This window comes from Snodgrassella sp. W6238H11 (assembly GCF_016100525.1).
GTDB lineage: Bacteria > Pseudomonadota > Gammaproteobacteria > Burkholderiales > Neisseriaceae > Snodgrassella > Snodgrassella alvi.
In genome coordinates this window covers 102,201-120,927 of the sequence record NZ_JACFSH010000001.1, presented here as the reverse complement: position 1 = coordinate 120,927, position 18,727 = coordinate 102,201, and the positions used below count along the sequence as shown (strand labels likewise).

Below are 18,727 nucleotides of genomic sequence, written 5' to 3'. Positions count from 1 at the left end.
TGTGCAGCAAATTCAGACTCTGGCAGTTAATACCTTAACGCCATCGCTGCAACCCAGCACCAGTAAATCAGCCGGATGGTGAGTAAACAAACCATTTTCCACTACACCGGGTATCTTATTAATAGCATCTTCCATTTTAATCGGCTCATCAAAGTTCAGATTAGCTACATCCAGAATCTGATTACCATGATCAGAAGTAAAACCCAGACGCAGTTCAGGCTCTCCACCAAGTTTCAGTAGGCGGCGCGCTACCAGTGAACGGGCATTGGGTGTCACTTCCACTGGTAACGATACATGACCAAGACGACTGGTATACTTACTTTCATCAGCAATACAAATGAATTTCTCGGCAGCACTGGCAACAATTTTTTCATTTAACAATGCACCGCCGCCACCTTTAATCATCTGCAATAAATGATTGATTTCATCAGCTCCATCAATGTATAGCGGTAAACCATTCACTTCATTGAGTGTTACTTCCGGAATACCAAATTTTTTTAAAGTTTCACTGGTCAGGGCAGATGTGGATACTGCACCTTTAATCTGCTTTTTACTTTGTGCCAGTGCCTCAATAAAAAAATACACGGTAGAACCGGTACCAATACCCAGATACTCGTTTTCATTGACATATTCAACAGCTTTTTGCGCTGCCTGACGTTTCAACTCATCCTGTGTGGCCATTCTACTGCTCCTTGATCAGCTTAACTTTAAGTACATTTCAAACAATAATTATTCCTGCACGAAATTATAACTGATGCCGCAACAGGATTAAACTGCCGTCAGCAATACGACTGCCTGAGCCTCAATAGCTTCTTTCCGCCCCAGATAGCCTAACTTTTCATTGGTTTTACCCTTAACATTTACTGCATCCACAGCTATATTCAAATCAGCTGCAATATTTATGCGCATCTGATCTATATAAGGACGCAATTTCGGCTCCTGAGCAATAACCGTACTATCAACGTTAACCACACGCCAGCCGGCTGCCCGAACGGCAGCACAAGCACCGCGTAACAGTACACGGCTATCGGCATCTTTATTTGCAGCAGCTGTATCCGGATAAAGCTTGCCAATATCACCTAAAGCGGCTGCACCCAGCAGTGCATCGGTAATCGCATGCAATAACGCATCTGCATCAGAATGACCAAGCAACCCTTTATCAAAAGGAATTTTTACGCCGCCAAGTAACAATGGCCGCCCACTAACGAGCTGATGCACATCATAACCCTGACCAATTCTTAAAGAACTCATTTAATGGTGTCCTGCTGTAAAAAATAGCTAGCCAGTAACGCATCCTGTGCACTGGTGAGTTTCAAATTGCGTATGTCCCCTGCTACCAGTAATGGAGCCAGACCAAGCACCTCTACGGCAGAAGATTCATCTGTAATCACATCTAAATCTGCCTGTGCCAGTGCTCTGGACAGAATACCGGTACGAAACATTTGTGGAGTCTGAGCCTGCCATAAACCTGTTCTGTTCACTGTCCGGCTTACCTGCTGTTGCTCATCTGCCTGTTTAAGCGTATCTGCTACGGGAAGCGCCAGTAACCCGCCTACTGCATGATCCTGCACAGCAGCTAATAAACGTTTTACAGAATCCGTACTCACACAGCAGCGAGCGGCATCATGTACCAGTACCCAGTCGTTATCCTGTACATTAAAATATTTTTGCGCCTGCACAATCCCATTGCGCACAGTTTGCGCCCGCGTCGCTCCGCCACAACGCAGGATATGCACATCCGGCGGTAATAAATCTGCCGGATAGACAGCATCGATATATTCATCCTGTTCTGATACAACAATCAAAAACAGATCAATTGCACTGATTTGTGCCAGTCGCGACACTGTGTGCTGTAATACAGTCTGACCGGCTAAAGTAACATACTGTTTCGGACATTCTGCTCCAAATCGTGCTCCGACACCCGCGGCAGGAATCAACACTACATGCCGATTCATACAGATTTATCTCCGTTATTTTCCTGCCATTTCCGCCACATACAGGGTTCACCAACTATTTTATCCAGCGCCTGCAAATAAGCTTCATGTTCAGCCAGTTCTTCTGCACTGGGTTCCACTACTGTTAACCCAGTATGTTTTATCTGATATTTGCTGTCTGCAATCTGATTTTCACTGGCAGCAGCAGTAGCCATCAGTTCATCTACCAGACTAAACTGGCTTCGGGTCATGGCCAGATAAACTTCACCAAGTAATTCACAGTCAATCAGTGCACCATGCAGTACACGCTTACTGCGGTCTACTTCCAGCCGCGTACATAAAGCATCCAGCGAATTTTTCTGTCCCGGATATTTATCACGGGCCATTTTGAGCGTATCAACTGTCCCACTGGTAATCGTTTCAATCTTGGGCATACCCAGACGCTCAAACTCCATATCCAGAAAGCCTTCATCAAACGCAGCATTATGAATAATCAGTTCGGCACCATGCAGGTAGTCGGCAATCTGCTGAGCCACACCGGCAAACACCGGAGCATTCATTTCGTGTAGCTTTTCCAGTGTAATTCCGTGTACTGCCACAGCTTCGTCTGGAATATCGCGCTCAGGATTAATATACAAATGCAGATTATTTCCGGTAAGGCGCCGGTCTACCATTTCTACACCAGCAAATTCAATCAGGCGATCACCATTATTTGCATACAGTCCGGTGGTTTCAGTATCAAGAATAATTTGACGCATATTGATTCAATGCTTTATGCGGTTGAACACCGCTGACTTAAAACTCCGATAATACTAAAAAATCAACTCCGGTGCATAACAGCGGTCCGTGCCGGTAAAACAAATTACTCAGCAGGCAAATCCAACAGATGACTATTACAAACTAATAGTCATTAAGCGGCTTTATCCGGATAAAACATTAATTTTTGGTATTTTTTGTCATAGTCTCTATTAACGGGTATATATACCACTATTTATTTTTCTTTTAAAAACAAAGCTATAAATAAAATTCTCATTTATTCTTGCAAATAATAATAACTATCATTTGCAATTAGAAAACATTTTGTTTATGATGCATCTATGTTCACGAAACGACACAAATATTCACAAATATTTTGCAGCCATTTCTGAACATACTCACAGATTTAAAATAGATTGTTTTTGTTCAACAATTTATTTAGCACTTTTCTATTGGTAGTGGTTTGTGTTCCTTTTTGCGCCCCTTTTTGAGGGGCGATTTTTTTGTTAGTCATTAGTGTAATGAAAACAGAAAAATAATTCAATTATCAACTAACCTATAAAAAGCCGGCCTGTATATTTTCAAACAGGCCGGCTTGAATATTATTGCGGCTGATAGCGTCCGGCCATAGCCTGATAAATCAGATTTTCATTTTGCAGGACACTATAACGATTGTTTAACACGTTTTGTGCCGAAGAATACTGAGTATTCAATGCATCCAACCAGTCACTAAGCGGATTAGTGCCATATTGATAGCGGGCATGGTAGTAGCGACTGTTTTTTAAATCGTACTGGTATTTTTGTTCATTATTGGCCAGTGTATTGCGGCTAAGCGTGTATTGCCGGTAATAGCGTTCAACTTCATTAAGGGCGGTAGTCAGAGATTGTTCAAAAGTCAGCTTTGCACTTTCAAAATCTGCCTTAGCCTGTTTGTTCTGCCAATACAGAGTCTGCCAGTCGAGAAAAGGCAAATTTACATTAACACTTGCCGTACCGACAGGAAAATGTAAAGCCGAAGAAGCAGCCTCAGAACGCGAATTAACCGCACCATTCAGACTAATACTCGGATACCAGCTACGTTTAGTTGCCTGCTGACTGGAAAAAGCAGATTGCAAACGATATTCTGCCGCACGTAAATCAGGGCGATTAGCCAGTACAGACAATGGCACATTCAGATTCACTTCACTCAAATGAATCTGATTTAAAGGTGTTGGTTGAATATCCGTTACCTCACCCGGACGCTGATTGAGTAAATTATGCAGATTCTGCAATACTTCCAGCCGGTTCTGCTGCAATGAGGTCAGGTTATTCTCTGCGCTCAGTAACGATTGTTTGGCATTAGTGGCATTAATGCTGCTGACTTTACCTACCTGATACTGTGCCTGAGAAATTCTGGCAATCTGCCGGTATTGTTCTATACTGTCTTTGGTTAAACTGATTGCACCATCAATGTAGGCAAGATGAAAATAATTATCGACGACACTATTAATCAGTGAAAGTCTGCTGGCTGCCAGATCCTCTTCACTGGCCTGATATTTCCAGCGTGCCGCATTGGTATTGGCACGAATTTTCTGCCATACGTCCAGCTCATAACTTAATCCGAGCTGACCGGTAAAATTACGGCTGGACACCCCGCCATGTTTCAAATCTTTGGAGCTGCTGGCGCCAAGAGAACCACTGGCATTCGGTACCAGATCTACTGCTGTCAGACGGGCACTATAACGTGCTTTTTCAGCTGTCAGTGCTGCCTGACGCAAATCAACATTATTAGCCAGCGCAGTATGTACCAGCTGATTCAGAGTGTCATCATGGTAAATTTCCCACCAGTTAGCATTAACCTGATACTGCGCAGCAATTTCTGCACTGCTTAGCATTCCGGCTTTATGCATGCTTTGCTGCGGATAGGAACTATGCGTAGCACAGGCGGTTAACACCAGACTCAGACTCAGCATCCATACTGTACTGCGTTTTTTCACAAAATTATCTCTCATCATCGTAACTTTTTATTCTGACGCTTACTGCATTAATCAATGCAGCACAGCCATTTCCGCCAGATTTAAATTTCAGCATCAACACAATTAATCGCGTGATAGCGCATCAATAGGATTAAGCTGCGATGCACGTTTTGCCGGCATAAAACCAAACAGCACACCAATTACACTTGAACAAAGTACAGCCATCACAATAGAGATGGTTGAGAATGACATGGCAAAATCTGTTGCCAGCAAATTAAACAGCATACTGATGGCAAACGAAAACAGTACACCAACCAACCCGCCAATCAGACAAATCAGCACCGCTTCAATCAGAAACTGTTCAAGAATATTGTGCTGACGTGCACCGATAGCCATGCGTATACCAATCTCCTTCACCCGCTCGGTTACCGATACCAGCATGATATTCATCACCCCGATACCGCCTACGACCAGAGATATCAGCGCAATACTTGATATCAGCAGAGTCATGGTGCCGGTAGTACTTTCAATTGTCTGCTTAATAGTGTCACTGTTACGGGTAAAAAAGTCCTCTGTACCATGACGTACTTTCAGTAATTCAATAATGCCTTTTTCTGCCGTTTGTGAATTGACATTATCTTTTACCTTCACTGTAACTGAAGTAATGTATTTAGAGCCGGAAATCCGGTTCATCAGCGTGGTATAAGGAGTAAACAGTTGTAAACTGTCACTGTCCGAAAAGCCGTTATTATTGGGTTCTGTTACTCCGATAATACGCAACGGCCGTTTATTAAACAGAATAACCTTTCCCAGCGGATTAGTACCATCAGCAAACAATTTGTTTTTGGTATTGTCATCAATTACGACTACCTGACTGTTCTGAGTTACATCATCCTCATTAAACAGCCGGCCAAAAGCAAGCTTGATACCGCGTACATCAAAATACTGGTCACCTACACCGTATAGCTGAGCTGAAAGAGACTGATTATCATAGGTCAGCGTACCACTGGTATTAACGCCCGGAGTGACACTATCAACATAGTCCTGTTGCTTCAGAACCTCTGCATCACCAACAGTCAGCGTTTTAATACGGGAAGAACGGCGATCCCCATATCCGTAACCCGGATATACGGAAACCGTGTTTGTGCCCATGGCATTGATATTTTCAAGAATTTTTTCCTGCGACCCTCTTCCCAGTGCCACTACCGACACCACTGAAGCAATACCGATAATAATGCCGAGCATCGTAAGAAACGAGCGCATCTTATGCGCCATAATCGCCTGAATAGACATCAGAAAAGATTCAAAAAACTGATCACGGTAAAAATGCCATGAATTATGCTCTTCAATACTCTCAATATTGCTGGGCGGAATATCTGTATTCTTACTGTGGTCGGCGATAATCCGTCCGTCACTAATTTCAATTACCCGGTTAGCATTAGCAGCAATCGTCGGATCATGTGTAACCATTACAATGGTATGACCGGCATCATGCAGTTTATGCAGGATTTCCATCACATTTTTTCCGCTACCGGTATCCAGCGCACCTGTTGGCTCGTCTGCCAGAATAATTTCGCCGCCGTTCATCAGCGCACGGGCAATACTTACCCGCTGCTGCTGACCACCGGACAGTTCACTGGGACGGTTTTCTTCCTTACCGGCAAGCCCGAGCTGAGCCAGCAACTCATCCGCCCGTTTCATTCGCTCATCGTATTCCATACCGGCATATACAGCTGGCAAGGCTACATTTTCACGTGCTGTTAATGTGCCGAGCAGGTTATAGCGCTGAAAAATAAAACCAAAGCTGCGACGGCGCAAAGCGGCCTGTTCATCTGCGGTCATAGCAGCAGTTTCTACGCCATCAATTTTGTACGAACCGCTGGAAGGCACATCCAGACAGCCAATGATGTTCATCAGAGTAGACTTACCCGAACCAGACTGACCGATAATAGCTACAAAATCGCCTTTTTCTATGCTCAGATTAATATCTTTGAGCACCTGAACCCGGTTTTCACCAGTGCCGAACCAGCGATTGATTGCCTTAATTTCCAATAAACTCATGGCTTACATTCTCGGACCGCGCATTTTAGGTTCTTTGCTGACACCATTTTTGGCGTCTGCCTTGCTCAGCGCAGATAAAACTACCCGGTCACCCTCTTTCAGGCCTGATTTCACTTCTGTGCGCATACCGTCTGTAATACCAGTCTCAATCTGTTTTTCCTGAACCTGCTGATTATCGCCCAGCACCTTCACCACTTTTTTACCACGGTTATGCCTGATTGCCTGATTCGATACAGTCAGTACATTTCTGACAGATTTCACAAAAATATTATTCTGAGTAGTCATCCCGATGTGCAGTGTGCCGTCATCATTCGGAACCAGAGCCCGGGCATAGTAATAAATAGCTGTATCAGTTGTATCCGTACTGGTGTCATAACTTCCCTGAGACATCTTGGTTAACCCCGGATCTACTGCTTCAAGAGTAGCTTTACGCACTTTGTTATTGTCCGCCAGCGTAGTAAAAGTTAAATGCATTCCTGCCTTAACCTTACTCATGTCGCCTTCGGCAATCTGCATTTTATTCAGCATTTTGCTTAAGTCAGCCAGCTGTACAATCGTTGGCGTATTCTGGCTGGAGTTCACCGTTTGTCCCTCTTCTACCGGAATGGATACAACTGTACCGTCCATCGGAGCAGTAATGCGGGTATAGCCTAAATCCGCTTCTGAAGTATTAATGGCAATCTGTGTTTGCCGGATTTGTGACTTCAGCTCAGCCACGTTTGCCCGTGCTGCGGCCAGATTATCCTGAGCATTATCAAAATCTGCTTTAGAGGTAGCATCCTGCCCCATCAGCGCGCGTTCACGGTCAAATGCACGTTGTTTCATTTTCAATGCAATTTGAGCAGATACCAGCTGAGCACGATAAGTATCCAGCTTAGCTTTATTAGTGTTGAGAGTATTTAACTGGGTAGTGGAATCGATATCAGCAATCAAATCACCTTTTTTAACCTGCTGGCCCAGTTTGACATACAGTTTTTTGATCTGGCCGGAAGCCTGAGCACCGACATCAACCAATTGTGCCGCCGCAATTTCTCCTGTGGCATTAACTGTCTGCATGATATCGCTGCGGCGAACATCATCTGTCACAAAATTCATCTGGTCTTTAGGTTTAAAAAACAGGCTCCATACAACAGCAGCCAGCACCACCACGACTAACAACCATACAAACCTTTTAACCCATTTTTTTTTCATTTGCTTAATAATCCGTATATCACTCAAATTTTGCTCTAATTAATAAATTTAATAAATAGCGGCAAAAGATTAAGATTGTAAAGGATGAAAACCATTCTCATCAATATATCATGTTAGTTATTAATATCTGATATCCATTATCAATTTATGAATATTAAATAATAATCCAAGATCATTATAAAATCATATATATTAAATCGTTAGCTCGCTTAAAAAAAAATAATGATAAAATTTTAAATGATTTCAACAAAATAAACATTTTACTGATACTCAAATATGAATAAGAGTCTGAAAATATATTTAACTGTTCATTGGCTACAGGGTTGCTGCTCCATATCGAAATTCTGCTAATAAAAATATATAGTAGTTATTAAGAAAAACCACCACTACAAATACAGCAGAAAAAATTAAAGGATTCCTCTTTTTTAAGTATTTTTTAATAAAATCAATATAAAAAATTATATAAATAGAAATTAAAAAACTCCTCTTTTTATATGAACCGTTAAAACAAAATGACGAAATCTCATCTGAATATTCATATATGGCAAAATTAAGCAGGCAAACTACTTACTATTTACACTATTAAAACAAAAGTGATTATTTTATAATATTTCATATTATTCTTTTGAATTCTTTACCTTTATTCGGCTTAATATTTCTTTCCCTCATAAAAAAACATTTATGTTTTGACAATGCACACACAACTGATTAAGCTGCGCAGCTTTGTATTAACGACATTGAAAAAAATAATAACTGTTTACAGTTAAATCAATCATGTTTAGCAGATAATATCTGCATACTGGTTACTTTCCGGCACATGAAAAAGCAGTTTGGAATAAGCAACAATGACTAATTCAACTACCCGCCGTGCAGTCTATGCCGGCAGCTTTGATCCCCCTACCAATGGTCACTTATGGATGATTCGTGAAGCACAACCATTATTTGATGAACTAATCGTCGCTATTGGTGTTAATCCGGAAAAAAATGCCACATATTCAGTTGAAGAGCGCAAAGAAATGCTTCAGGCTATCACGGCAAATTTTCCCAATGTTAAAATCTCCAGTTTTCAAAATCAGTATCTGGTTAATTATGCGCGCAGTATTGGTGCAGATTTCATTATCCGCGGTATCCGTACCGCTTCTGATTATGAGTATGAGCGTTCCATGCGCCATATCAATCATGACTTACAACCGGAAATTTCCACTATCTTCCTGATACCGCCGCGTGAATATGCCGAAGTGTCATCAACCATGATAAAAGGCATGGTCGGCCCGCAAAACTGGCAGGCCATGATTCGCCGTTATGTCCCTGATGCAGTTTATGAAAAAATTATGCAAGACCATATGTACACTGAGAATTGAACAGACAGAATGATCCGGACAGTCGCAACCTGCGTGCCCGGTTCAGAGACTGATTTTGCATTAATCTTGATTCTTGAATAATAGGATAGCTGATTATCAGCTACCCTATTCCATCTGGTTTTAAAACAGAGGATTCAAAAAATTTTTCATATTCAACTTTGCAAATACGAATTGAATATTCTTCGTACCATTGTTTAATACCCATTTTTTTCCCCTCTATGTGTAGCGTATGGTTTTTCCATTTATCAATAGCCTCTAGTGTTCGCCAGTATGAAACTGTAATACCGATTCCTTTTGTGTCTCTGACACTGTCCGCTCCTAAAAATCCTTCTATTTTTTCGGCTTCAATTAATAAATTTTGTGCCATCTCTGAGTAGCCAAAATCTCCCGGGCTGCGTTCAGAGGTAAAAATAACGGCATAATAGGGTAATTCAAATACTTTACTGATCATTTAAAACCTTTTTATTCTTGATTGCCGTATTCTGTTATGGAAAGTGATAAAAGGGTTTTTCCGGTTATTATATGAATTTATCCTCAGTTAGTTTTTACAATAACCCTTTGTAAAAATATAAATCACTATCATTCTGCAGACAATAAAGAAAGTTATTTTTCAAGCTGCTGTTTGTCATTGGTTACTTTTTTCTGCTTTTCCAATACTCTGCTTACTTATACGTTGAACAGTTATTTGGAAAATTCCTCTCTGATAACTTTAAGCCATGCTTTTACAGCCGGTGTCAGTTTTTTGTGACGAGGCCACGCCATAGACAGACTCCAGTTAATTGCCGGATCGGTTAACGGAACTGCTGCAAATATTTTATCGTCAAATTCATCCGTATAATAACTGGGCAGTAAAGCAATGCCCATTTCTTTTGCTACCATATCACGCAAAAGTTCCCACTGGCTGGTACAGCAAACCACATTTGGCTCAAATCCCTGATCACGACAACCATTAACAACACGTTCAAATAAAACAAAACCGCGACTAAACAAAATAAAAGACTCATCACGCAAACTGCGCAAAGACATAGATGCAGGTATCTTTGCTAACCGTTTACGCGGAAACAGTACCATCATCGGGTAATCGCATAAAGGAATATAATCAAATTCATCACTTACCGGTAACAGTAACTGACCTACATCCAGACGGTTATCCAGCAAGGCTGCTTCAATATCACGAGTACCGGCTTCAATAAAAGCCAGCTCAATATCCGGACATTGCTGATGAAAATTAAAAAAAGCCGGTGTTAGCAAACGGCTCCCTAGTAACGACATACCGATACGCAATGTACCCAATTTTAGTTCACGATAATCTTCTACCTCCTGTTTCAGCAACGACACCTGATTAAGTATCTGTAGAGAATATTCATATACACGCTTACCAATTTCTGTTGGCAGAACCTGACGTTTGCGTCCGTTTTCTCCTTTCTGCAGTAAGGCTACATTTAATTCATTTTCCAGTGCGTGAATTATTTTGCTGATACTCGGTTGGGATAATGCCAGTTTTTCCGCAGTAACTGAAAAGCTGTGATTCTGAACCAGAGTGACCCAGCATTGAAGTGCTTTTATATCAATCATAAATATTCAAAAAAAGAATAATAATAAAATTATAATTCATATTATGCCTAATAAGGCTAATTATAATGAGTGGTTTCCAATAATTGGCTATAAGGAACAGCCAAAATGAATATGTTACACCTTCGCATGGCAAACTGCTTACATATATGCGCACAAATTTTATTAATCATTTTATTTTGGCTGATAGGGCTGGGTATCGAAAAAGCTGCCCATATCCCTTTATCTGCCGGTGTAATCGGATTGTTTCTGGTATTGCTGTTATTACAGCTTAACATATTGAAATTATCATGGATCGCCAGTGGTGCACAGGTTTTGCTGGGTGAATTAATGTTGTATTTTATGCCTGTTCTTATTGCAGTGGTTCAATACAAGGCATTGTTTGCTGCTGAAGGATGGCAACTGGTTATTAGCATCGTAACAGGTACATTTCTGGTAATGAGCAGTACTGCTCTGACCTTAAAATACTGCTATCGTCTGCGCCGTGTATGGATTAAACATCGCCATGTCTGAACTGGCCATATTTAATTGCTAACTGGATATCTGTTATGAATATAATTGCTGCCGGCTGTTTTATCTGGACAATTGCATTGTATGCACTGGCAAAAAAATGCTATCGCGCCAAGCCGGTTATATTTTTGTCACCCGCCATTACTTTTAGTGTATTAACCATAGCCCTCATGCAATGGCTGGACATCAGTTATACACAATATAATCAATATACACGTTATATTTCCGGCTTACTTGGTCCTGCCACTGTTGCTTTTGCCATTCCGATTTATCAATATCGTGATGTAATGAAACGTCAGTTACCGATTCTGATGACAGCTATTATTGTGGGAATGTTTGTCGGAGTGGGTAGTGCTTATCTGATGGCTCGACTATTTCATTTTAACCACGAAGTGACTTACAGCCTCATGGCACGTTCCGTATCTACTCCGTTTGCCATTGAGCTCGCAGACAAAATTCATGGTTCAGCGGCGCTGGTATCCGTATTCACCATCATAACCGGACTGACAGGCATGCTGTTTGGTGATATCACACTGGCTTTTAGTCGCAGCCGGATGCATCTGGCCAATGGTGCTGCTTTTGGTAATGCCGCTCATGGATTTGGTACTTCGCGGGCAATTCAGCGTAATGCCGACGAAGGTGTGGTTGCCAGCCTGACTATGATTCTGGCAGGTCTATTTATGGTGCTGGCCGGACCTTTAATAGTGAAAATCATAGTCTGGTTATAATAAAGATAAGTTGCTTTACATAAACTTTACCGCTGCCGTACAATCATTAGCGGCTTCTGTTACTATTTCTTAATTGCGTTAAAGCTGTTCGGGCATGATTCGGACAGCCGCTTTCTTCTGCTCTGCATTTTTACAGACAAATTACTCTTATCTATTACATCTGTGGAGGATAGCTGAATATGGCTTATCAATCTATCAATCCGTTTACTGGCGAGCTGGCCAGAACTTTTTCCAATCATACTAATACTGAGGTAGAAAACGCACTGACTCAGGCTCATGCTCTATACAAGTCTGAATGGTCACAACCGGAAAACATCAGCGAAAGACAGGCATTACTACAACGCCTGGCTGAAATTATGACACGGCACCAGGAAAAAATTGCCCGTATTATCACATTGGATATGGGTAAGCGTATTGCAGAGAGCCGTAACGAAATTGTTAATTGCATTGAAATTGTCCAGTTCTATGCAAAACAGGCTGCAGAATTGCTAAAACCGGCAGCCTATCCGAGCAAACTGGGCAAAGGCTGGGTGGAACATCATCCTATCGGTATCATTCTGGCAGTTGAACCATGGAATTTTCCTATTTACCAGCTTATCCGGGTTATTGCACCGGCTATTGCTGTGGGCAATCCGGTTGTAGCCAAACATGCCAGTAATGTTCCGCAATGTGCGCAACTAGTGGAAGATCTGCTGCATGAAGCCCAGGCACCTGCCGGTACTTATACCAATCTGTTTGTAACTCCGGAGCAGATAGAAACCATTATCAGTGACAAACGCGTACAGGGTGTGGCTCTGACAGGCTCAGAAGGTGCTGGCAGTATTGTAGCCGGACAGGCTGGCAATAAACTGAAAAAATCTACTATGGAACTGGGCGGTAATGATGTATTCGTTGTCACAGATGATGCAGATGTAGTAGCCGCCGCACATACCGCAGTAGCAGGACGCTTGTTTAACGCCGGTCAGGTATGTATTGCAGCAAAACGTTTTATCGTGCATGAAAAAGTGGCTGAACAATTCACCCGGATTGTTCAGGAAGATTTTGCCCAGGTAGTGATGGGCGATCCGCTGGACGAAAATACGACACTGGCACCACTTTCATCTCGTAAAAGCAAGGATACATTACAAGAGCAGCTTGATGCTGCCATTGCCCATGGTGCTAAAGTATTATGTGGTAACAAACCTGCTGAAGGCAATTTCTTTACCCCTACACTGATTACAGATATCAGCCGGGATAATCCGGCCTACTTTGAAGAGTTTTTCGGTCCCGTGGCACAATTGTATATTGTAAAAAATGACGAAGAGGCCATTACACTGGCTAATGATTCTAATTTTGGTCTGGGCGGAACTGTTTTCAGTAAAGATATTGAACGCGCTAAAAAACTGGCTTCGCGAATTGAAACCGGTATGGTGTTTATTAACCGCTTCGGTGATTCCGTAGCTGAATTGCCGTTTGGCGGAATTAAACGTTCAGGCTTCGGACGTGAACTAAGTGATCTGGGCATTAAAGAATTTGTTAATCACAAACTTGTGGTACTTGCACAGGACTAATCCTCCTATTTATGCAAAAAGCAGTCTGTTTATACAGACTGCTTTTTTAGATAATAACCAGTTACTGGCCATAAAACACCAACCATATCTTTACTGCTTATGGTTGTAGCAATTTGAATTCCACTTTATCAGGTAAGTTTTTAGGCACAATCAAAATTACAAACGGATGCATCTGATAACTTTGTCTTGCTCCAGAACGAATGCGTACATCTAATACCAGCTTATCCTGAGCATAATTTAAGGTTAAGGGCGTAATTTCCAGCTGCTTTTGCACGATTCCGGCATCATATACAATTACATCATGAGCTGCAAAATCAATAGGAGTTGGTTTCCCATTTTTCCCCATAGTTGCAGCCATACCGAAGTAACGGGCAAATTCAACAGATGAACTAATGTGTCTCGGGACTAATCCGGTTACTGTATTTTTAATGAAGTAATTATCGGCCAGCTGATAAGCAACTGGCGTCGCTGATTGGTTGAAAACCTGAGCAGAACTATTAGCTGTTACAGCTGCTGAATGGCTACAAGCACACAGACTGCCTGCCAGTAAGAAACTCATTATCATTGAATAAACATTACCGCGCATAGCAACCTCCTGTCAGGTTTCGTAAATTTTACTGCTGTTTAAAAGCCAGCCATGCCAGAGTCAGCCAGCCGGCAATCATTAAAACGCCGCCAACCGGTGTAATTGCACCGAGCCAGCGTGGCAAACCCAAAGCCATCAGATACAGTGAACCACAAAAAATAATCAATCCCAGCTGTAGCAAAGAAAACGGCATTTTTACCATAAATGCCGGAACTGCTTTTGCCAGTACGCCTAATACCAGTAATCCCAGTGCATGCCAGAAAAAATACAGTGTTGCTGTATGCCACCACTCCAGTTGCTGCGCACTGGCCATATGTTTTAATCCGTGTGCACCAAACGCACCCAGCATAACTGCCAAAGCCAGATTAACTGCTGCAATACCTAACCACATATCAATTCCCCATTATTCAATTAATTAAACCATAGATGTGCCTGTTTTATTACCAACAGACTATTCAGCTAAGCGCAGTATAAAGGTCGGTTTACTGAATCTCAAATTACTTACATAAATACAATTATTATGGCAAATTCCCGTTTTCTGTCCTTCATGCAAATAAAAACCAAAATAAAAATTAAAGGAAAGATTATATTGCTGAAAATAGATCTATAAAAACCAATCGAAAGAGTAAATTTTCCTCCAAGATACATTAATCTTTTCACTCTTTCTTCTAATTTTCATCATGCTATTACCGATAAAAAAACTGACCAGTTACTATGAACAGGTCAGTTTTTCATCTTTTGATTGTAATAGCTATTTTCTATTTATTTACAGCTGATACCGCTAATTTGTGGCGTTTTTGCCGTACCTACTTTAAATATACATTTAGTGTCACTACTGCCGGTAACAATGAGATTACCGGAAGCAACGTTCATATTCAGAGGTTCTTTTACACCCATTTTTACTGCTGTATTGGCCAGTTTCTGTATTTCTTCCGGCGCATATGCAGTGTTATTACTAGCTACTTTGATTTCCTTAGCACTAACACCTGCTGCTACAACCAGCCCAATAGCAAAAATCAGACTATTACGCATAGATTTATTCATTCGGATTCCTTTCCGAAGATTATATTCATTAATTATACTAATACAAAAAACCAGCACTTTCCAGCAAAATACATCAAATTTACTGTAAATCAAACAATAATGAACAAATCATTTCAATAAATACAATTATTACCTTTGTATTACCTTTAGTATAAAAGAAAAAGCTGTATACCAAGCAAACTGGTATACAGCAAACCAAAGGAACTTTTTTAAAATTAATTAATTCAGTAACAGAATGTATCAGACTGGCATACACTATTTCATTGTTGTGATTGCTGATCTAACTTATCTCTGTCTTGCTGATATTCACCCCATAATGCATTTACTACTCCAAGCAGTATGGCAAAACCAATACCTAAACACCAGGCAAAATACCACATAAAATACTCCTTGTTTTACTGGCTTGTCTGCCGACTAAAATACCAGCGGCAGACTAAGCCGAATTTAATACAGGCTATGGTCATTTTTGCGAATCATGTCGGTAGTTACCTTACCGCGCATCACCCGATAACACCAGCTGGTATAACACAACATTAGCGGCACGAAAATTAATGCCACCACCAGCATAATTTTAAGAGTAAATTCACTCGAACTGGCATCCCATACCGTCAGGCTGGAGCGCAAATCTGTGCTTGAAGGCATGATAAAGGGGAACATGGATACACCAGCGGTACTGATTACGCCGCCAAGACCCAATGCTGAAAACCAGAATGCTACAAAATTCTTCCCGCCTTTTGCCAGAAGCCATGCCACTATAAAACCAACATAAGCCAGTACCGGTATCACTAACAGCAGCGGATATTGCTGATAGTTATTCATCCATGCACCAGTGGCACTGACCACCTGTTTATTCAGCGGATCAGGTGAAGCTCCAGGCAAATAACTTCCCTCAACCATGCTGTAACCATTAATTCCCATATTGACCCAGATACCGGCCAGTGAGAATGCGATTACCACAACAATCAGAGCAATTGTGCTGGCACGCAGTGCACGTTGTCTTACCTGTTCATCTGTGCGCAATGCCAGATAAATCGCACCATGAAAGGTAATCATTGCAGCCGATACCACACCACACAACAAACTGAAAGGATTGAGCAAAGCCCAGAATGAACCAGTATAGAAAGAACGCAAATCATCATCAAAATGAAATGGCACCCCCAGCAGCAGATTACCGAAAGCCACACCGAAAATCAGCGGTGGAACGAAACTGCCGACAAACAGTAACCAGTCCCAGGTAGTACGCCAGCGGGCATTATTGATTTTACTGCGATAGTCAAATCCTACCGGACGGAAAAACATTGCCCACAGCACAGCCATCATTGCCCAGTAAAAGCCGGAAAATGCTGTTGCATAAGCATATGGCCATGCTGCAAAAATAGCACCACCACCAGTAAGAAACCATACCTGATTACCATCCCAGTGCGGGGCTATTGAATTAATAATGACACGGCGCTCGTTATCGTTTCTGCCAACAAACGGAAGCAGAGAACCTGCCCCCATATCCTGCCCGTCCATGATGGCAAAGCCAATCAGCAGAACACCCAGCAACAACCACCAGATGAATTTTAATACCGAATAATCCAAGAATTCCATGGTCTACTCCTAATGTTCTGCTTCATTAGCATAACGCCCTGTACCCAGTGAACCCGGGCCCTGACGGGAAAACCGTACCATCAGATACACTTCCACAATTAATAAGATTGTGTACAGCGTTACAAAACCGAAAATTGATCCCCAGAGACTAGCAGCTGTCAGCGAAGAAGCCGAAAGATTAGTCGGTAGTACACCATATACTGTCCATGGCTGGCGTCCATACTCCGCAACAAACCATCCTGCCTCACAGGCCAGCCAGGGCAATGGTAAACTCCAGAACACCCATTTAAGCAACCAGCGTTTATCTGCAAAACTATTTCTAACCGAAGTATAAAATGCTACAACCATCAGCAACAGCAGCAGACAGCCACACAATACCATGATGCGGAAACTCCAGAACATCGGAGCGACACGCGGAATTGTTTCCCGGGCTGCATGTGCGATATCAGATTCAGTAGCCTGACGTACATCCGGCACATAGGATTTAAGCAGTAAGCCAAAGCCCAGATCATCGCCATATTTTTTCATGGCAGCCTGTGCTTGTGCATCTGTACGGTCTTTACGCAATGTTTCCAGCGCAATCACAGCTTCCCGTCCATTGCGAATACGCTCCGTATTCTCAGCAATGATTTCCTTAATTCCCGGAATCTGTTTATCCAGTGACCGAGTACCGATTAAACCCATTACCCATGGAATTTCGATAGCGAAATCATTTTCCATTTTCTGCTCATTTGGCAGAGCAATCAGATTAAACGAAGCCGGAGCCGGTTCTGTTTCCCACATGGCTTCCAGTGTCGCCATTTTAGTTTGCTGTGATTTTCCCACGGTATAACCGGATTCATCACCCAGGATAATAACTGACAGAATTGAAGCCACACCAAAAGCTACGGCAATACGAAAGCTTTTCTTGGCAAATTCGACATCCTGACGTTTCAGCATATACCAGGCAGAAATAGCCATCACGAAAACCGCAGCGGTTACATAACCGGCAGAGACTGTATGTACAAATTTATTCTGCGCTACTTCATTCAGGAAAATGTCAGTAAAACTGGTCATTTCCATACGCATTGATTCAAAATTGAAATGCGCCCCTACCGGATCCTGCATCCAGCCATTGGCTACCAGAATCCACAATGCAGACAGATTGGAACCAAGTGCCATAAGAATGGTAACTAATAGATGACCAGGCCGGCTCAGTCTTTCCCAGCCAAAAAAGAACAGGCCTACAAAAGTGGATTCCAGAAAAAATGCCATCAGCGCTTCAATAGCCAATGGCGCACCAAAAATATCCCCCACATAATGCGAATAATATGACCAGTTGGTACCAAACTGGAATTCCATTGTTATACCGGTAGTTACACCCAGAGCAAAATTGATGCCGAACAATTTGCCCCAGAATCGCGTCATATCTTTATATATCTGCTTACCGGTTAACACATAAGTGGATTCCATTATTACCAGAATCCATACTATCCCCAATGTTAGCGGTACAAACAAAAAATGATAAAGCGCGACCAGCGCAAACTGCAGCCTTGACAGTTCCACTAAATCCATGGCTTTGTTCCTGTAATTTATATTAATAAAAATTATATTTATCTTTAAACCGGCATTGATAAATATTTCAATTTAATAGAATTTAATATACTATACAAATCGGAAATATTAAACTAATGCATAAATTTAACAAATAAATATAGTTATTTAAGTTTACATTAAATATGTAAAATTAAAAATAAACTAAACTTCTATTGTTAAAAATATTATATATTTTACTTTTACATTATAAATGCTAAAAATATATATTTAGAAATTATAATACAATGTCTTTGTTAAAATTTGTTATTAGTTATTTATTTGATCTAGATCAAATAAAGGCAGCCACAAAA

The 18,727-nt window shown here is 41.5% G+C and carries 19 protein-coding genes; 4 read left to right on the top strand and 15 right to left on the bottom strand.

Going from position 1 to position 18,727, the window contains the following annotated elements; genetic code table 11:
* Positions 1-12 precede the first annotated feature (12 nt).
* The 7 genes from rpiA to H3V00_RS00555 all read right to left on the bottom strand — a co-directional run bounded on the left by rpiA (position 13) and on the right by H3V00_RS00555 (position 7,897).
* On the bottom strand, positions 13-681 hold the full coding sequence (gene rpiA / locus H3V00_RS00585; RefSeq protein ID WP_037393496.1) for a ribose-5-phosphate isomerase RpiA: 669 nt from the start codon (positions 679-681) through the stop codon (positions 13-15).
* Between the two features lie 87 nt (positions 682-768).
* Positions 769-1,251, bottom strand: a complete 483-nt coding sequence (gene ispF, locus H3V00_RS00580; protein WP_084553989.1) for a 2-C-methyl-D-erythritol 2,4-cyclodiphosphate synthase — start codon at positions 1,249-1,251, stop codon at positions 769-771.
* Positions 1,248-1,955: a 2-C-methyl-D-erythritol 4-phosphate cytidylyltransferase gene (gene ispD / locus H3V00_RS00575; protein WP_198206692.1), complete on the bottom strand. Its 708-nt coding sequence runs from the start codon at positions 1,953-1,955 to the stop codon at positions 1,248-1,250. Before ispD ends, ispF begins: the two co-directional genes overlap by 4 nt.
* Positions 1,952-2,692, bottom strand: a complete 741-nt coding sequence (dnaQ, locus tag H3V00_RS00570; protein WP_198206693.1) for a DNA polymerase III subunit epsilon — start codon at positions 2,690-2,692, stop codon at positions 1,952-1,954. Before dnaQ ends, ispD begins: the two co-directional genes overlap by 4 nt.
* A gap of 600 nt (positions 2,693-3,292) precedes the next feature.
* Positions 3,293-4,666 carry a TolC family protein gene (locus H3V00_RS00565; RefSeq protein WP_370570093.1) on the bottom strand — a complete coding sequence of 458 codons (1,374 nt, stop codon included), beginning with the start codon at positions 4,664-4,666 and terminating at the stop codon, positions 3,293-3,295.
* Between the two features lie 102 nt (positions 4,667-4,768).
* Positions 4,769-6,706, bottom strand: coding sequence for a MacB family efflux pump subunit (locus tag H3V00_RS00560; RefSeq protein ID WP_037393504.1), 1,938 nt, complete (start codon positions 6,704-6,706; stop codon positions 4,769-4,771).
* A 3-nt stretch (positions 6,707-6,709) separates the two neighbouring features.
* Positions 6,710-7,897 (bottom strand): efflux RND transporter periplasmic adaptor subunit, encoded by a 1,188-nt coding sequence (locus H3V00_RS00555; RefSeq protein WP_084551801.1) that lies wholly within the window; start codon positions 7,895-7,897, stop codon positions 6,710-6,712.
* 845 nt (positions 7,898-8,742) lie between these two features.
* On the opposite strand from H3V00_RS00555, the gene coaD reads away from it, so the two are divergent.
* Positions 8,743-9,258 (top strand): pantetheine-phosphate adenylyltransferase, encoded by a 516-nt coding sequence (gene coaD, locus H3V00_RS00550; RefSeq protein ID WP_025330283.1) that lies wholly within the window; start codon positions 8,743-8,745, stop codon positions 9,256-9,258.
* Positions 9,259-9,358: 100 nt separating this feature from the next.
* On the opposite strand, the gene H3V00_RS00545 is transcribed toward coaD, so the two are convergent.
* Both H3V00_RS00545 and H3V00_RS00540 read right to left on the bottom strand, forming a co-directional pair.
* Positions 9,359-9,709: an antibiotic biosynthesis monooxygenase gene (locus H3V00_RS00545; protein WP_037393507.1), complete on the bottom strand. Its 351-nt coding sequence runs from the start codon at positions 9,707-9,709 to the stop codon at positions 9,359-9,361.
* 230 nt (positions 9,710-9,939) lie between these two features.
* Positions 9,940-10,833 (bottom strand): LysR substrate-binding domain-containing protein, encoded by an 894-nt coding sequence (locus H3V00_RS00540; protein WP_144370498.1) that lies wholly within the window; start codon positions 10,831-10,833, stop codon positions 9,940-9,942.
* A gap of 105 nt (positions 10,834-10,938) precedes the next feature.
* Between H3V00_RS00540 and H3V00_RS00535 the strand changes: the two genes are divergently transcribed.
* The 3 genes from H3V00_RS00535 to H3V00_RS00525 all read left to right on the top strand — a co-directional run bounded on the left by H3V00_RS00535 (position 10,939) and on the right by H3V00_RS00525 (position 13,618).
* Positions 10,939-11,343, top strand: a complete 405-nt coding sequence (locus H3V00_RS00535) for a CidA/LrgA family protein (protein ID WP_080690438.1) — start codon at positions 10,939-10,941, stop codon at positions 11,341-11,343.
* Between the two features lie 35 nt (positions 11,344-11,378).
* Positions 11,379-12,068: an LrgB family protein gene (locus H3V00_RS00530; protein ID WP_025330279.1), complete on the top strand. Its 690-nt coding sequence runs from the start codon at positions 11,379-11,381 to the stop codon at positions 12,066-12,068.
* Between the two features lie 179 nt (positions 12,069-12,247).
* Entirely contained in the window at positions 12,248-13,618 is a 1,371-nt protein-coding gene (locus tag H3V00_RS00525; protein ID WP_198206694.1) for an NAD-dependent succinate-semialdehyde dehydrogenase, read from the top strand.
* A gap of 97 nt (positions 13,619-13,715) precedes the next feature.
* Here the strand turns inward: H3V00_RS00525 and H3V00_RS00520 are convergent, their stop codons facing one another.
* From H3V00_RS00520 to H3V00_RS00495, 6 genes are all read right to left on the bottom strand, one after another.
* Positions 13,716-14,204, bottom strand: coding sequence for a hypothetical protein (locus H3V00_RS00520; protein WP_025330277.1), 489 nt, complete (start codon positions 14,202-14,204; stop codon positions 13,716-13,718).
* Between the two features lie 28 nt (positions 14,205-14,232).
* A complete protein-coding gene (locus tag H3V00_RS00515; RefSeq protein ID WP_198206695.1) occupies positions 14,233-14,595 on the bottom strand; it encodes a DUF423 domain-containing protein in 363 nt (120 codons plus the stop codon).
* Between the two features lie 371 nt (positions 14,596-14,966).
* Positions 14,967-15,248: a hypothetical protein gene (locus H3V00_RS00510; protein ID WP_198206696.1), complete on the bottom strand. Its 282-nt coding sequence runs from the start codon at positions 15,246-15,248 to the stop codon at positions 14,967-14,969.
* A gap of 260 nt (positions 15,249-15,508) precedes the next feature.
* Positions 15,509-15,628 (bottom strand): cytochrome bd-I oxidase subunit CydX, encoded by a 120-nt coding sequence (cydX, locus tag H3V00_RS00505; RefSeq protein ID WP_025330274.1) that lies wholly within the window; start codon positions 15,626-15,628, stop codon positions 15,509-15,511.
* 64 nt (positions 15,629-15,692) lie between these two features.
* Positions 15,693-16,841, bottom strand: coding sequence for a cytochrome d ubiquinol oxidase subunit II (cydB, locus tag H3V00_RS00500; protein ID WP_041879090.1), 1,149 nt, complete (start codon positions 16,839-16,841; stop codon positions 15,693-15,695).
* 9 nt (positions 16,842-16,850) lie between these two features.
* The gene (locus tag H3V00_RS00495) at positions 16,851-18,395 is read right to left on the bottom strand and encodes a cytochrome ubiquinol oxidase subunit I (protein WP_198206697.1); all 1,545 of its coding nucleotides are present in this window, start codon (positions 18,393-18,395) and stop codon (positions 16,851-16,853) included.
* Positions 18,396-18,727: the final 332 nt, after the last annotated feature.

Coding starts and splice junctions, on each gene's coding strand:
- rpiA (WP_037393496.1), bottom strand. CDS start 681: ATGGCCACACAGGATGAGTTGAAACGTCAGGCAGCGCAAAAAGCTGTT.
- ispF (WP_084553989.1), bottom strand. CDS start 1,251: ATGAGTTCTTTAAGAATTGGTCAGGGTTATGATGTGCATCAGCTCGTT.
- ispD (WP_198206692.1), bottom strand. CDS start 1,955: ATGAATCGGCATGTAGTGTTGATTCCTGCCGCGGGTGTCGGAGCACGA.
- dnaQ (WP_198206693.1), bottom strand. CDS start 2,692: ATGCGTCAAATTATTCTTGATACTGAAACCACCGGACTGTATGCAAAT.
- H3V00_RS00560 (WP_037393504.1), bottom strand. CDS start 6,706: ATGAGTTTATTGGAAATTAAGGCAATCAATCGCTGGTTCGGCACTGGT.
- H3V00_RS00555 (WP_084551801.1), bottom strand. CDS start 7,897: ATGAAAAAAAAATGGGTTAAAAGGTTTGTATGGTTGTTAGTCGTGGTG.
- coaD (WP_025330283.1), top strand. CDS start 8,743: ATGACTAATTCAACTACCCGCCGTGCAGTCTATGCCGGCAGCTTTGAT.
- H3V00_RS00545 (WP_037393507.1), bottom strand. CDS start 9,709: ATGATCAGTAAAGTATTTGAATTACCCTATTATGCCGTTATTTTTACC.
- H3V00_RS00540 (WP_144370498.1), bottom strand. CDS start 10,833: ATGATTGATATAAAAGCACTTCAATGCTGGGTCACTCTGGTTCAGAAT.
- H3V00_RS00535 (WP_080690438.1), top strand. CDS start 10,939: ATGAATATGTTACACCTTCGCATGGCAAACTGCTTACATATATGCGCA.
- H3V00_RS00530 (WP_025330279.1), top strand. CDS start 11,379: ATGAATATAATTGCTGCCGGCTGTTTTATCTGGACAATTGCATTGTAT.
- H3V00_RS00525 (WP_198206694.1), top strand. CDS start 12,248: ATGGCTTATCAATCTATCAATCCGTTTACTGGCGAGCTGGCCAGAACT.
- H3V00_RS00520 (WP_025330277.1), bottom strand. CDS start 14,204: ATGCGCGGTAATGTTTATTCAATGATAATGAGTTTCTTACTGGCAGGC.
- H3V00_RS00515 (WP_198206695.1), bottom strand. CDS start 14,595: ATGTGGTTAGGTATTGCAGCAGTTAATCTGGCTTTGGCAGTTATGCTG.
- H3V00_RS00510 (WP_198206696.1), bottom strand. CDS start 15,248: ATGAATAAATCTATGCGTAATAGTCTGATTTTTGCTATTGGGCTGGTT.
- cydX (WP_025330274.1), bottom strand. CDS start 15,628: ATGTGGTATTTTGCCTGGTGTTTAGGTATTGGTTTTGCCATACTGCTT.
- cydB (WP_041879090.1), bottom strand. CDS start 16,841: ATGGAATTCTTGGATTATTCGGTATTAAAATTCATCTGGTGGTTGTTG.
- H3V00_RS00495 (WP_198206697.1), bottom strand. CDS start 18,395: ATGGATTTAGTGGAACTGTCAAGGCTGCAGTTTGCGCTGGTCGCGCTT.